The organism is Mycobacterium sp. TH-M25 (assembly GCF_057473665.1).
The window spans coordinates 1-13,161 of sequence record NZ_JBYCLA010000202.1; the positions used below are offsets into that span (position 1 = coordinate 1).

The window sequence follows — 13,161 nt, forward strand, 5'->3', positions numbered from 1 at the left end:
GTGATCTCGGTGCGGAGGATGCGTGAGGAAACGACGCGATCATCGTCCCTGCCGGTTGTGCTGTCGAACCAGCGGGCCGCTGACGGCGAATGGGCGAGCATGATGCGTACCGCGACCGAGCTGTCGAGGTAATGGTAAGTCACCACGGGCCCTTTTCTTCGTTGAGAAGCTCATCGATTGTCGATGCCGTGATGAGGTCGTGCCGGACGATAGTGCGGGTACGTGCGGGTCCGCTTGCCTTCCGGGGAATAAGGGCTGCCGACGAGACCGCGGGAAGTATCGTGCCGATCCGGCGGTTATGGCGGGTCAGCGCGTATGGCTCGCCCCCTTCGAGGCCGGCGATCATCGGGGCAGGATTCTGGCGCAGTTCACCGACTGAGATCGACTTCATGCGGCCAGGCTACCAGCTAATTATCTACTTTTGTCTACATTGTTCGTTCGCAAACAGCATCTCCAGTCTGTCTCAGCGATTCCGCAAAGCTCAAGCCGGTAAGCCAGCCTTCTACCAGCCCTTTTGTTGCTGACAGTCCAGCGAAACGGCGGAGTGATCTCCGGTTAGTGACAAGTCGTTGATGTACCCCATGACGGACTGGCTTGCCGAACGTGTAACCAATGCGAAAAATCGCGGCAAAAATCGCAGTGTGTGCACGTTCGGCGCGGGTTCACTCGGTCGGCAGCAGAGACACGTCACCTTAGTCGCAAGTCGGGAATCTACCCCCTGATGCGGGTGTTTTCGGGTCCGGTCTGCGACACGTGAATCGAGTGTGCATTCTGGGCGTCGAGCGTGCAACGTGGGCGGGCAAATCGCGAGAATCCCGCCCCCTGTGCACACTCGACGCCGTCAGCGCACACTCGACGCCAGCAGGGGCAGGTGGAAAGCGGCAAGCGCACGACCGGCCGACACGCCAGCATCAGGTTAAGCCAACTCGGTTTCACCACCGTCTTCTTAATGCCGGATGTGGCGGGCGTTTGACGGCGGTCAGCCGGCCTTCGAGGCCAAGAATCACCCGCGGCTCGGCTCATAGCATTTTCATAGGTGGCACCCAGCAGTGCCTATTCGTGGCTTTGCATCATTTCCGGTATGACCGAAACACCCGACACCCCGACAACACCGACCACTGCCGTCACGGAGCCCGCGACAGTGGCCGCCAAACCGTACTGGCTCTACCGATTCGCCGCGTGGGTTGGAATTGTCGCAGGCATTGCGTTCATCGTCTTGAGCATCTTCTTCGCCGGCTTCAAGGCCGCCCACCTGGGCCATCACAAATGCCACCATCACGGCGCGCGCCACCACCCGATGATGCAGGAGGGCCCGAAACACCACGACGAGCGCACGGGATTCCAGCACGGGTTCGGCGGTCCAGGGCCGTCGCAGATGCCGCCATCGGTCACGCCGTCGTTGACTCCGGCGCAGCCGTAGCCGCGGAGTTCCACCGAGCCCGGCGTCCCCAGGGGCGCCGGGCTCCCTCATTCGAAATTGACGGCTCCGACTCGCCCCACGTTGCTGGTTGATGGGCAGACCCTGGCTGGGCATGATCGACTCATGACCCAAGCATCCGAACCCCCGGTCCAGCCGCCCGCGGCCCCGCCCACAGCCGGCCATCCCGCCGGGCCCCCGCCGGCGGCAAAACCCGCCCGGCTGTATCAGGCCGCGGCGTGGGTGGTGATCGTGGCCGGCACCGTTTTCGTGCTGGCGGTCGTTTTTTTCGCGGGCGCCGAGCTCACCGGGAAAGGTCCCCAGTGTCGCCACCACCACCGGATGTTCGCGCCGGACGCACCCGGCGGCCCCGACGGTCCACCGCCGTATGTCGTCTTCCCGGGCGGACCTTTCCCGCCGGGCTCCGGTCCGTGGGGTCCGTGGGGGCCGGGGATGGGGCCAGGGATGGGACCGGGTGGCCACGGGGGGCATGGCGGTCCCGAGGAGCCCCCGCCACCGCCGCCCACCTACACGCCGTAACGGCAACCGTGAACAGGCAGGTCGTCGTGGCGGCGCTGGCGCTGGGTTGTGTTTCGCTCACCGCGGGCATCCCGACCGCATCGGCGCGGCCATCGGATCCCGGCGTCGTGAATTACGCGGTCTTGGGCAAGGGTTCGGTGGGCAACATCGTGGGCGGGCCGATGCGGGACGAGTCGCTGTTCACCCAGCCGTTCCAGGCGTACTTCGTCGACAATCCCGTGTGCAACAACTGGGCCGACATCGGGTTGCCGGAGGTGTACAACGATCCGGACCTGGCGTCGTTCAACGGAGCCAGCACGCAGACCTCGCCGACCGACCAGACGCACCTGGTCAAGCAGGCGGTCGGGGTATTCGCCACCGGCGCCGCGGCGAGTGCGGCATTTCATCGTGTGGTGGACCGTACGGTCGGCTGTTCGGGTCAGACCACGCCTATGCACCTCGACAACGGCACCACACAGGTGTGGACCTTCGACGGGCCGCCGGCGGGCGCCACCGACGCGGCGTGGAGCAAACAGGAGGTCGGCACCGACCGGCGATGTTTCGTCCAGACCCGGCTGCGGGAAAACGTCCTGCTGCAAGCCAAAGTCTGTCAGTCCGGCAACGGCGGTCCGGCGGTAAACGTGCTGGCCGGCGCTATCGAGAACACGCTCGGGCAGTAACGGCCGGAGCCGTCGGGAATATGTCAGTGCCATCTGGAAGATGAAGCTTGTGACTATCGTTGGGCGGCCGTGCGCAACAGGAGCCGAAGGGACCGGATGATGGCTTTTGCCGTCGCATCGCAGCACGGCGACGCGTGTCCGGTCGACGGCGGATTCGACAGTTCCGCGGCTGCGGCGCAGTTCATCGCGCAGACCTGCTTGGCCGACGGCCCGGTCGGCCGGGTCGGCCTGGAGATCGAGGCCCACTGTTACGACCCGGCCGACCCTTACCGCCGGCCGGCCTGGGATGAGATCACCGACGTGCTCGCGTCCCTGCCGTCGATGCCGGGCGAGAGCGTGGTCACCGTGGAACCCGGTGGAGCGGTGGAACTCTCCGGCCCGCCTGCGCCGGGTGTGTCGGCCGCGATCGAGGCGATCTCCAGCGACCAGGCGGTGCTGCACAAGGCCTTCGACGCCGCCGGCCTGGGCCTGGTCCCGCTGGGCGCCGATCCGCTGCGGCCGGCCAAGCGGGTCAACCCGGGAGCCCGCTATCGCGCGATGGAACGGTTCTTCGCGGCCAGCCACACCGGTGAAGCGGGCGCGGCGATGATGACCTCGACCGCATCACTTCAGGTAAACCTCGATGCCGGTCCGCGAGCCGGATGGGCCGACCGGGTCCGGTTGGCCCACGCACTCGGGCCGGTGATGGTCGCGATCTCGGCCAACTCCCCCATGCTCGGCGGCAAATTCTCCGGCTGGGGATCGACCCGGCAGCGGGTCTGGAGCCAGCTCGATGCGGCGCGCTGCGGGCCGATCCTGACCGCCAGCGGCGACGACCCCGGCACCGACTGGGCGCGGTACGCGCTGAAGGCCCCGGTGATGCTGGTGCACAGTCCCGAACCGGTGCCGGTCACCCACTACCTGCCGTTCGCCGACTGGGCCGACGGCCGCGAACTGCTCGGCGGCCGCCGTCCCACGCACCACGACCTGGCGTATCACCTGACCACCCTGTTTCCGCCGGTGCGGCCTCGGCAGTGGCTGGAGATCCGCTACCTCGACAGCTTGCCGGCCGACGTCTGGCCGGCGGTGGTGTTCACGATGGTGACCCTGCTCGACGACCCGGCCGCCGCCGATATCGCCGCCGAGGTGGTCGAGCCCGTCGCGACCGCCTGGGATACCGCCGCCCGGATCGGACTGGGCGAGAAGCGGATCTTCAGCGCCGCCAACCGGTGCGTGGCCATCGCGGCCGAACGCGCGCCCGCCGCTCTGCGCGACGGGATGCAGCGCCTGGCCGATGCAGTAGCGCAGGCCCGGTGCCCGGCCGACGACTTCGCCGACCGGGTGATCGAAAGCGGCATCGCGGCCACCGTGAGCACCCTCGCGCTGGGGGAGCAGTGACGTCACGCGCTGGGGCCTTACGCGAAGAGCTGGTCCGCGACATGCAGCGGACCCGCGCCAGAACCTTGCGGCTGGTCGATTTCGACGACGCCGAGCTGTGCCGTCAGTACGACCCGCTGATGAGCCCACTGGTGTGGGACCTGGCGCATATCGGACAGCAGGAAGAGTTGTGGCTGCTGCGAGGTGGCAACCCGGACCGGCCGGGAATCTTGCCCGGCGCCGTGGACAGCCTTTACGACGCGTTTGTGCACTCGCGGGCGAGCCGTGTCGACCTGCCGTTGTTGACTCCGGCGCAGGCCCGCAGTTACTGCCGAACCGTGCGAACGGCGGCACTCGATGCCCTCGACCGGCTGCCGGACGAACCCGACCGGAATTTCGTGTACGGCCTGGTGGTCAGCCACGAGAACCAGCACGACGAGACCATGCTGCAGGCGCTGAACCTGCGCCCCGGACCGGCGCTCTTGCACGCTGCCCGCCCGCTGCCGGCCGGTCGGGCCGGGCTCGCCGGGGCATCGGTCGAGATACCCGGTGGTCCGTTCGTGCTCGGCGTCGACGGCGTCGACGAGCCGTTCGCGCTCGACAACGAACGGCCGGCGCACGTCGTCGACGTGCCGACGTTCCGCATCGGCCGGGTCCCGGTCACCAACGGCGAGTGGCGGCAGTTCGTCGAGGACGGTGGTTACGCGCAACCGCGGTGGTGGTCCGCGCGTGGGTGGAAGCACCGCGAAGATGCCGGGCTGACCGCGCCACAGTTCTGGGCCGCCGACGGGCAGAGCCGCACCCGATTCGGCGTCGTCGAGGAGATCCGGGTCGATGAACCCGTCCAGCACGTCAGCTATTTCGAGGCCGAGGCCTACGCGGAGTGGGCTGGCGCCCGGCTGCCCACCGAGTGCGAGTGGGAGAAGGCGTGCGCGTGGGATCCGCAGCGTGGGGCGCGCCGGCGCTATCCGTGGGGAGTCGACGAGCCGTCGTCGACGCTGGCCAACCTCGGGGGCGATGCGCTGCGCCCGGCACCGGTCGGCGCATATCCCGGGGGGGCGTCCGCCTACGGAGTGGAGCAGATGCTCGGCGACGTCTGGGAATGGACCAGCTCGACATTCCAGCCCTGGCCGGGTTTCATGCCGATGATCTACCAACGGTATTCGGAACCGTTCTTCGGCGGCGACTACCGGGTCTTGCGCGGCGGGTCGTGGGCCGTGGAGCCGGGCATCATGCGTCCCAGCTTTCGCAATTGGGATCACCCGTACCGTCGGCAGATCTTCTGCGGCGTCCGGCTCGCGTGGTCGGTCGACGTAGATCCGGGGGGGCACTCCTGATGTGCCGTCACCTGGGCTGGCTCGGACGCGAGACCTCGATCGCCGCGCTGGTGCTCGACCCTCCGCAGGGGCTGCGGGTGCAGTCGTATGCCCCGCGCCGGCAACAGCACGGACTGATGAACGCCGACGGTTGGGGGGTGGGCTTTTTCGACGGCGCCACACCGCGGCGCTGGCGTAGCGCCGCCCCGCTGTGGGGAGATGTGTCGTTCGATTCCATCGCACCGGCGCTGCACAGTCACTGCGTGGTTGCCGCGGTGCGCTCAGCCACCGTCGGGATGCCGATCGAAGCCAGCGCGACGGCGCCGTTCACCGATGGGCAGTGGCTGCTGTCGCACAACGGGGTCGTCGACCGCGACGCGCTGCCACTCCGCGGCGCGGCCGAATCCATCTGCGACAGTGCGGTTCTGGCCGCGTTGATATTCGAGCGCGGGCTCGACGCGATCGGTCAGACGATCGCCCAGGTGGGCGGGGCCGACCCGGGCGCTCGGCTGAATATCCTGGCGGCCAACGGTTCTCGCCTGATCGCCACCACCTGGGGTGATACCTTGTCGATACTGCGTCGAGACGACGGCGTGGTGCTGGCCAGTGAGCCCTACGACGACCAGCCCGGCTGGGCGGACGTCCCCGATCGCCACCTCGTCGAGGTCACCGCGCAACGGGTGACCATGACCGCGCTGCACCCAACGAAGGGATAGTTGATGACGTTGACATTGTCCAACCACCTGGCTGCCGACTCGGCCTTCGAGGCGCTGTGCCGTGATGTGCGCGCAGGACTGCAGTGCTCGCCGAAATCGTTGCCGCCCAAGTGGTTCTACGACTCAGTGGGCAGCGACCTGTTCGACCGGATCACCCGGCTGCCGGAGTACTATCCGACTCGCGCCGAGGCGGAGATCCTGCGTGCCCGTGCTGCGGAGATCGCATCGGTCACCGGCGCCGACACGCTGGTCGAGTTGGGCAGCGGGACGTCGGAGAAGACCCGGCTGCTGCTGGACGCCCTGCGTGACGGCGGCGTCCTTCGCCGCTTCGTCCCGTTCGACGTTGACGCCGGCATGCTGTCGCTCGCTTCGACAGCAATCCAGGACGAGTATCCCGGCATCGAGATCGCCGCGGTCTGCGGCGATTTCGAGGAGCACCTGGCCAAGATTCCGGGCGGCGGCCGACGGCTGTTCGCGTTCCTGGGCTCGACGATTGGCAACCTGGAGCCCGGCGCACGCGCGGAATTCCTGGCCGGGCTGGCCGATTCGCTGCAACCGGGCGACAGCCTGCTGCTGGGCACCGACCTGGTCAAGGACGACAGCAGGCTGGTGGCCGCCTACGACGACGCCGCCGGTGTGACGGCCGAGTTCAACCGCAACGTGCTGGCGGTGATCAACCGGGAACTCAACGCCGACTTCGACGTCGACGCGTTCCGTCACGTCGCTACCTGGAATGCGGTCGAGGAGCGGATGGAAATGTGGCTGCAATCCGAGCGGATTCAGCGGGTGCGTATCGCCGCGCTGAATGTGACCGTCGCATTCGAGGCGGGCGAACAGGTTCTCACCGAGGTGTCCTGCAAGTTCCGGGCTGACGGAGTGGCTGATGAACTCGCTCAGGCGGGCCTGCAGCTCGCCCGGTGGTGGACGGACGGCGCGGGAGATTTCGGGTTGTCGCTGTCGGTCAAGTGAGCGCGCGGCTGGCCGAGACCTGGCGGGCCGCCCGGCCACCGGTCGCGGGGCTGCACCTGGACAGCGCCGCGTGCTCGCGGCAGAGCTTTGCGGCCCTCGACGCGGCCGACCGTCATGCGCGACACGAAACCGAGGTCGGCGGGTACGTCGCCGCGGAGGCAGCCGCCCCGGTGCTCGACGCCGGCCGCGCCGCGGTCGCCGCGCTGGCCGGCCTCCCCGACGCGGAGGTCGTTTTCACCACCGGGTCGCAGCATGCGCTGGAGCTGCTGTTGTCCAGTTGGCCGGCCGGCGGCCGGACGCTGGCCTGCCTGCCCGGCGAGTACGGGCCGAACTTGGCGTTGATGGCCGTGCACGGCTTCGAGCGCACGACGCTGCCGACGGACAGCGAGGGGCGGGTTGCGCTGCGCGAGGCGGCGATCAGCCTGGCCGCCGACCCGCCGGACCTGGTCCACCTGACGGCAGTCGGCAGCCATCGCGGCGTGGTGCAGCCGCTGCGCGAGGTGGCGCAGCTGTGCCGCGGCCTGGGGATACCGCTGATCGTCGACGCCGCTCAGGCGCTCGGGCACGTCGACTGCGCGGTGGGCGCCGACGCGCTCTACGCGTCGTCGCGCAAGTGGCTGGCCGGCCCGCGCGGTGTCGGCGTTCTGGTGATGCGGCCGACGCTGGCCGGGCGGCTGCAGCCGCGACTGCCGCCGCCGGACTGGGTGGGGCCGTTGTCAGTGGCTGAGCGACTCGAACTTGGTGAAGCCAATGTGTCTGCACGAGTAGGCTTTTCGGTGGCAGTTGGCGAGTACGCCGCAGCGGGCCCAGCCGCCGTGCGCGCCCGGCTGGCCGGGGTCGGTCGAGCCGCCAGGACTGCGCTGGCCGACGTTCCGGGCTGGCGAGTGGTCGAGGCGCTCGACGAGCCCAGCGCGATCACGACGCTGGCCCCGCTCGACGGGGCCGATCCGCGCAGCATCCGTGAATGGTTGATCACCGAACGGCGGATCGTGACGACGGCCGTGACGGTCGCGCGCGCGCCGCTGGAGTTGACCGCCCCGGTGCTGCGGATCTCGCCGCACCTCGACACCACCCACGACGAGCTGGCCGTTTTCGCCGCGGCGCTGGCCGATGCGACGACGACTCTGCGGTAATGCTCAGGCTTTGTGTGCGCTGAGCAGATAGGCGGGCAGTTTCATCCGGCCCTTCTCGTCGCGCTCGTGCTCGGGCATCGCGACATCCGAATGCTGCGGCGCCGGTGGAGTATTGGCGTGAATGTACGCCGGGCGGATCTCGTCGATCTGCCAGTGCCTGCCGACCGCGTCGCGTAGCTCGTCCGCGTCGACTTCGTTGGGCTTCTGCTCCCATTCGCTGGGGAACGCGCCCTTGGCGAATACCAGCACGAAGTAGCCGGCGCCGTCGGCCGCCGCCCGGTGAACGGCCTTCAGGTACTTGTCGCGACCCTCGACCGGCAGCGAATGGAACAGTGTGCTGTCGACGACGGTGTTGAAGCGGCCGTCGTGTCCGCTGAAGGTGGTGATGTCGGCCTGCTCATAGGTGGCGCTGACGAGCCCGCGCTTCTCGGCGGCTTTGGTGGCGGCGGCAATGGCGGTCGGCGTGAGGTCGACTCCGTGCACGGTGTAGCCGTCGGCGGCCAGGGCAAGGGACAGCTCCGCGAAACCACATCCGGCGTCGAGCACATCGCTGCGGAATTTCCCGGCTGCCGCCAGCGCGGCCAGCTCCGGCTGTGGCTCGCCGATGTTCCAGGGCGGCGGGCCTTCGAAGCCGGCCTCCTGGCGGTACGCGTTGTCCCAGTCCATTACCTCATTTGCCATGTGTTCCAAGCTACTCCGGAACCTCCCAGGTGTGGACGGGCTCGTTGCTGTGCATGTGGTCGCAGTACAGCCGCAGCATCTCGGCCAGCGCAGCGGGCCTGGCCAGACCGCGTTGTCCCAATGCCCGCACGGCGGACACTTGCCAGCTGGCACCGTTGCGGCGGGCACGGGCCCGACCTTCGATCACCCCCAGCAGCCGATCCCGGATGTCGGCGGCCACGCCCCAGCGGTCCAGCCCGTCGTACGCCATCGGCAGCAGTTCGTCGAGCACCAATTCGGCGGCATCGACCGTGCCGATACCCGGCCAGAACAGCTCTGCCCGCATGCCGTGTCGTGCAGCTTCAGTGAAATTGCGTTCCGCTGCCACGAAGTCCATCCCGGTCCAGACCTGGCGGTCCTCTCCGGACAACGTGCGCAGCATGCCGTAGTAAAACGCCGCATTGGCCAGCATGTCGATGACGGTGGGCCCGGCGGGCAGCGTCCGGTTCTCCAACCGCAGATGAGGCCGGCCCGCCACGACGTCGTACACCGGCCGATTCCACCGGTAGACCGTCCCGTTGTGCAGCCGCAATTCGGCCAGGTTCGGAGTGCGGCCGGCTTCGAGCTCGGCGACCGGATCTTCGTCGGAGACCTCCGGGAGCAGCGACGGAAAGTAGCGGACGTTCTCCTCGAACAGGTCGAAGATCGAGGTGATCCACCGCTCGCCGAACCACACCCGCGGCCGTACCCCTTGGGTTTTCAACTCGTCGGGCCGCGTGTCGGTGGACTGCGCGAACAGTTCGATGCGGGTCTCCGACCACAATTGATGGCCGAACAAATACGGCGAGTTCGCGCCCAGCGCGAGCTGCGGCCCGGCCAGCACCTGCGCGGCATTCCAGTTCGCGGCGAAGTCTTCCGGCGACACCTGAAGATGTAATTGCATGCTGGTGCACGCAGATTCGGGTGCAATCGAGGTCGACGTCATGCTGAGCGGCTCGGCCCCGGCGATATCGATCTGCAGGTCTTCACCGCGGGCGTTGAAGATCGAGTCGTTGAGCGCCACGTAGCGTAACGACTCGCTCATCCATCCGCCGGCGAGATGTTCGGGCATCAGCGTCGGCAGAATCCCGATCATCACAATGTGGGCGCCGCGGCCGCCGGCCTTGGCCTCGGCGGCATTCAGGCTCGCCCGCACTTCGTCTTCCAGCCGCGCATTGGTGTCTCCGCCCAACGGACGGGGCGGAACGTTGAATTCGATGTTGTACGCGCCTAATTCGGTTTGATACGCCGGGTCGGCAATGGCGGTCAGCACCTCAGAGTTCGCCATCACCGGTTGGTAGGCGTCGTCGACCAGGTTGCATTCGATTTCCATCCCGGTGAGCGGATGGTCGATTTCGAAACTGGACTGCGCGAGCATCGTCTCGAAGACGTCGAGGCACAGTTGCACCTTGCGCCGGTACTCCTGCCGGTCCACCCGTGTGAAGGTGGCCCGCTTGACGTCTTCGCCCACCACGCCGATGCAACCGCCTTACCCGCGGTCGCGCAATAGGTTAGCGAAATGTATTGATGTAACGACGAATTGCCCGCGTGTGCCATCTGGGTGAATTACGACCTGGAGTATTGACGCATCCGTTGGATCCTTGCAACAATCTCAGCTCTGTTTTACGGGCTTCACAGGAAACGATTCGAGGGCCGACAAATGGGTCGCACATACCGTCAAATAGCCGCTGCCGCCGTGGGGATGCTGATCGCGTCGCCGGCGCTCGCACTGCTGACCGGATCGGTCGCGCAGGCCGACTCGGGTGACCTGGCGTCGATTGGGCCGGTCACGGTCGACGGGTACACCGAAGCTCTCGCCTACAACACGGCGACCGGGGCATTCGACAACTATCTGGTCGGGTCCGACGACGGCTACCCCTACGACCTCGACGTCTACGTCGATCCATCTGGGTTGGGCGACAGTGAAGTGCTGCTGACCGTTCCCCTGCTGTTCCAAGGCGGTTTCACCGACGTCGACGGGACGATCACCCCGATTTCTTCGCTACTTGATCCCGCGGACTTCGTCAACTCGGACATCGGTCTGATCGACCTCGGCGGTACGCCCGCCCCGGCTGCGGGAGTCATTTCTCTGGGGCCCTTCGATGTGGGCGGATACCAGGACACGTTCAGCATCAACTCTGCCAACTTCGCGATCGACAACTATGCGACCGGGCTGGCCAATGGACTGCCGTTTGACGTCGACTTCTTCACCGGTACACCGGGATCGGACACCTCCGAGCTCCTGCTGACCGTTCCGGCGCTCTTTCAGGTCGGCCTCGACGACGTCGACGGAGCGATCACGCCGATCTATTCACTCGGTACCGTGCTCGACCCCGACCTCGGCTTGGGGGCCATCGCCGGTGTGTAGACCACACGCTCACCGGCTAGTCCATGATGGACGTCGAGCGTGGGAGGGAAGCAGTTGGCCGAGTTCGTCGTTTCCATCGACCAGGGCACCACCAGCACTCGCTGCATCATCTTCGGGCATGACGGCAGCGAGGTGGGTCGACACCAGCTCGAGCACGAGCAGCTCCTGCCGCGAGCCGGCTGGGTCGAGCACAACCCGATCGAGATCTGGGAGCGCACCACGTCGGTGCTGATGTCGGCGCTCAACGCGACCGACCTGTCATCGAAGGACATCGCCGCACTGGGAATCACCAACCAGCGTGAGACCACCCTGGTGTGGAACCGGCGCACCGGCCGGCCGTACTACAACGCGATCGTCTGGCAGGACACCCGCACCGACCGGATCGCATCGGCACTGGACCGCGACGGTCGCGGTGACGTCATCCGGCACAAAGCGGGCCTGCCGCCGGCGACCTACTTCTCCGGCGGCAAACTGCAATGGATCCTGGAAAACGTCGACGGCGTGCGCGAGGCGGCCGAGCGTGGCGAGGCGCTGTTCGGCACCACCGATACCTGGCTGCTGTGGAATCTGACCGGCGGCTCACGGGGCGGGGTGCACGTCACCGATGTCACCAACGCCAGCCGGACCATGCTGATGAATCTCGAGACCTTGGACTGGGACGACGAACTGCTGTCGTTCTTCGGCATCCCGCGCGCAATGCTCCCGACGATCGCGGCGTCCACGCCGCTCGAGCCCTACGGCCATACGTCGGCCGACGGCCCCCTCGGCGGCGCGGTGCCGATCACCGGGATTCTCGGCGATCAGCACGCGGCCATGATCGGGCAGGTCTGCCTCCAGCCCGGCGATACCAAAAACACCTACGGCACCGGCAACTTCCTGCTGCTGAACACCGGCGAAAACATTGTCCGATCGACCAACGGCCTGTTGACCACCGTCTGCTATCAATTCGGCGGTGCCAAACCTGTTTATGCTCTTGAGGGTTCGATCGCCGTCACTGGCTCCGCGGTGCAATGGCTGCGGGATCAGCTCGGCATCATCAGTGGCGCGGCGCAGAGCGAGGACTTGGCCGGCCAAGTCGACGACAACGGCGGGGTGTATTTCGTGCCGGCGTTTTCCGGCTTGTTCGCGCCCTACTGGCGCTCGGATGCCCGCGGCGCGATCGTCGGGCTGTCGCGCTTCAACACCAACGCCCACCTGGCCCGCGCGACACTGGAGTCGATCTGTTATCAGAGTCGCGATGTGGTCGACGCAATGCAAGCCGATTCCGGTGTGCGCCTTGGTGTTTTGAAGGTCGACGGCGGAATCACGGCGAACGAGCTGTGCATGCAGATCCAAGCGGACGTGCTCGGTGTCGAGGTGGTGCGTCCGGTGATCGCCGAGACGACAGCCTTGGGCGCCGCCTACGCGGCGGGTCTGGCGGTCGGTTTCTGGTCGGGCCCCGATGACCTACGGGCCAATTGGCGCGAGGGTAAGCGGTGGACGCCGGTATGGAGCGAGCAGGAGCGCTCGGCGGGATATGCGGGATGGCGAAAAGCGGTGCAGCGCACCTTGGATTGGGTCGAGGTCACCTGAGGCAAACAACGGGGACCAGCAGCTGCCGGCCCCCATCGCGTGCGGGTCAATCAGTCGTCTTCGCCGAGAATCGAGTAGATTTCCCGACGAGCGTTGTTGACGATCTCGAGGATGCGTTGCTGCTGCTCGGTGCTGGCGGCGTGCGCGGATTGCGCGACGGCGCCGAATAATTGGCCGATAGCGGCCCGCAGGTTGAGGTGGGCCGGGTCTACGCCGTTGGCGATCTCGTCCCACGGCGGGGTGACGACTTTTTCGGCGCTTTCTCTGCCGGTGTCGGTCAACTCGAAGAGCTTCTTGCTGCCTTCGGTTTCGGTGCCGACGATCAAGCCCTCGTCGACCAGCAACTGCAGGGTCGGATAGACCGAGCCGGGGCTGGGCTTCCACAGGTCCTGGCTGCGCTCGGCAACCTCCTGGAT

The 13,161-nt window shown here is 67.1% G+C and carries 13 protein-coding genes and 1 pseudogene; 10 read left to right on the forward strand and 4 right to left on the reverse strand.

What is annotated here, in order from left to right:
* Window positions 1–235: 235 nt before the first annotated feature.
* A pseudogene (locus tag AC2VOU_RS06730) lies at window positions 236–391 on the reverse strand (type II toxin-antitoxin system Phd/YefM family antitoxin); the annotation flags it as partial.
* Between the two features lie 690 nt (window positions 392–1,081).
* Here AC2VOU_RS06730 and AC2VOU_RS06735 point away from each other — a divergent pair.
* The 8 genes from AC2VOU_RS06735 to egtE all read left to right on the forward strand — a co-directional run bounded on the left by AC2VOU_RS06735 (window position 1,082) and on the right by egtE (window position 8,106).
* On the forward strand, window positions 1,082–1,420 hold the full coding sequence (locus AC2VOU_RS06735; protein ID WP_486956667.1) for a hypothetical protein: 339 nt from the start codon (window positions 1,082–1,084) through the stop codon (window positions 1,418–1,420).
* 123 nt (window positions 1,421–1,543) lie between these two features.
* A complete protein-coding gene (locus tag AC2VOU_RS06740) occupies window positions 1,544–1,957 on the forward strand; it encodes a hypothetical protein (RefSeq protein ID WP_486956668.1) in 414 nt (137 codons plus the stop codon).
* Window positions 1,958–1,983: 26 nt separating this feature from the next.
* Window positions 1,984–2,616, forward strand: a complete 633-nt coding sequence (locus AC2VOU_RS06745; protein ID WP_486956677.1) for a sensor domain-containing protein — start codon at window positions 1,984–1,986, stop codon at window positions 2,614–2,616.
* 99 nt (window positions 2,617–2,715) lie between these two features.
* Window positions 2,716–3,993 (forward strand): ergothioneine biosynthesis glutamate--cysteine ligase EgtA, encoded by a 1,278-nt coding sequence (gene egtA, locus AC2VOU_RS06750; RefSeq protein ID WP_486956669.1) that lies wholly within the window; start codon window positions 2,716–2,718, stop codon window positions 3,991–3,993.
* A gap of 41 nt (window positions 3,994–4,034) precedes the next feature.
* A complete protein-coding gene (gene egtB / locus AC2VOU_RS06755; RefSeq protein ID WP_486956678.1) occupies window positions 4,035–5,309 on the forward strand; it encodes an ergothioneine biosynthesis protein EgtB in 1,275 nt (424 codons plus the stop codon).
* Entirely contained in the window at window positions 5,309–6,004 is a 696-nt protein-coding gene (gene egtC, locus AC2VOU_RS06760) for an ergothioneine biosynthesis protein EgtC (protein WP_486956670.1), read from the forward strand. Before egtB ends, egtC begins: the two co-directional genes overlap by 1 nt.
* Window positions 6,005–6,007: 3 nt before the next feature.
* A complete protein-coding gene (gene egtD / locus AC2VOU_RS06765) occupies window positions 6,008–6,973 on the forward strand; it encodes an L-histidine N(alpha)-methyltransferase (protein WP_486956671.1) in 966 nt (321 codons plus the stop codon).
* The gene (egtE, locus tag AC2VOU_RS06770) at window positions 6,970–8,106 is read left to right on the forward strand and encodes an ergothioneine biosynthesis PLP-dependent enzyme EgtE (RefSeq protein ID WP_486956672.1); all 1,137 of its coding nucleotides are present in this window, start codon (window positions 6,970–6,972) and stop codon (window positions 8,104–8,106) included. The genes egtD and egtE overlap by 4 nt, the downstream gene beginning before the upstream one ends.
* A 3-nt stretch (window positions 8,107–8,109) precedes the next feature.
* Here the strand turns inward: egtE and AC2VOU_RS06775 are convergent, their stop codons facing one another.
* A complete protein-coding gene (locus tag AC2VOU_RS06775) occupies window positions 8,110–8,787 on the reverse strand; it encodes a class I SAM-dependent methyltransferase (protein ID WP_486956673.1) in 678 nt (225 codons plus the stop codon).
* A gap of 10 nt (window positions 8,788–8,797) precedes the next feature.
* On the reverse strand, window positions 8,798–10,276 hold the full coding sequence (locus AC2VOU_RS06780) for a glutamate-cysteine ligase family protein (protein WP_486956679.1): 1,479 nt from the start codon (window positions 10,274–10,276) through the stop codon (window positions 8,798–8,800).
* A 189-nt stretch (window positions 10,277–10,465) separates the two neighbouring features.
* Here AC2VOU_RS06780 and AC2VOU_RS06785 point away from each other — a divergent pair, with 189 nt between their 5' ends.
* Both AC2VOU_RS06785 and glpK read left to right on the forward strand, forming a co-directional pair.
* The gene (locus AC2VOU_RS06785; protein WP_486956674.1) at window positions 10,466–11,173 is read left to right on the forward strand and encodes a hypothetical protein; all 708 of its coding nucleotides are present in this window, start codon (window positions 10,466–10,468) and stop codon (window positions 11,171–11,173) included.
* A 39-nt stretch (window positions 11,174–11,212) separates the two neighbouring features.
* A complete protein-coding gene (glpK, locus tag AC2VOU_RS06790; RefSeq protein ID WP_486956675.1) occupies window positions 11,213–12,745 on the forward strand; it encodes a glycerol kinase GlpK in 1,533 nt (510 codons plus the stop codon).
* Between the two features lie 50 nt (window positions 12,746–12,795).
* Here the strand turns inward: glpK and AC2VOU_RS06795 are convergent.
* Window positions 12,796–13,161, reverse strand: a 366-nt coding sequence (locus AC2VOU_RS06795) for a PadR family transcriptional regulator (protein ID WP_486956676.1), incomplete at its 5' end; no start/stop codon positions are given.

What these genes read in the sequence shown, in the direction of transcription:
- AC2VOU_RS06775 (WP_486956673.1), bottom strand. Translation starts at nt 8,787, where the DNA reads ATGGCAAATGAGGTAATGGACTGGGACAACGCGTACCGCCAGGAGGCC.
- egtA (WP_486956669.1), top strand. Translation starts at nt 2,716, where the DNA reads ATGGCTTTTGCCGTCGCATCGCAGCACGGCGACGCGTGTCCGGTCGAC.
- AC2VOU_RS06740 (WP_486956668.1), top strand. Translation starts at nt 1,544, where the DNA reads ATGACCCAAGCATCCGAACCCCCGGTCCAGCCGCCCGCGGCCCCGCCC.
- AC2VOU_RS06735 (WP_486956667.1), top strand. Translation starts at nt 1,082, where the DNA reads ATGACCGAAACACCCGACACCCCGACAACACCGACCACTGCCGTCACG.
- egtB (WP_486956678.1), top strand. Translation starts at nt 4,035, where the DNA reads ATGCAGCGGACCCGCGCCAGAACCTTGCGGCTGGTCGATTTCGACGAC.
- AC2VOU_RS06785 (WP_486956674.1), top strand. Translation starts at nt 10,466, where the DNA reads ATGGGTCGCACATACCGTCAAATAGCCGCTGCCGCCGTGGGGATGCTG.
- egtC (WP_486956670.1), top strand. Translation starts at nt 5,309, where the DNA reads ATGTGCCGTCACCTGGGCTGGCTCGGACGCGAGACCTCGATCGCCGCG.
- egtD (WP_486956671.1), top strand. Translation starts at nt 6,008, where the DNA reads ATGACGTTGACATTGTCCAACCACCTGGCTGCCGACTCGGCCTTCGAG.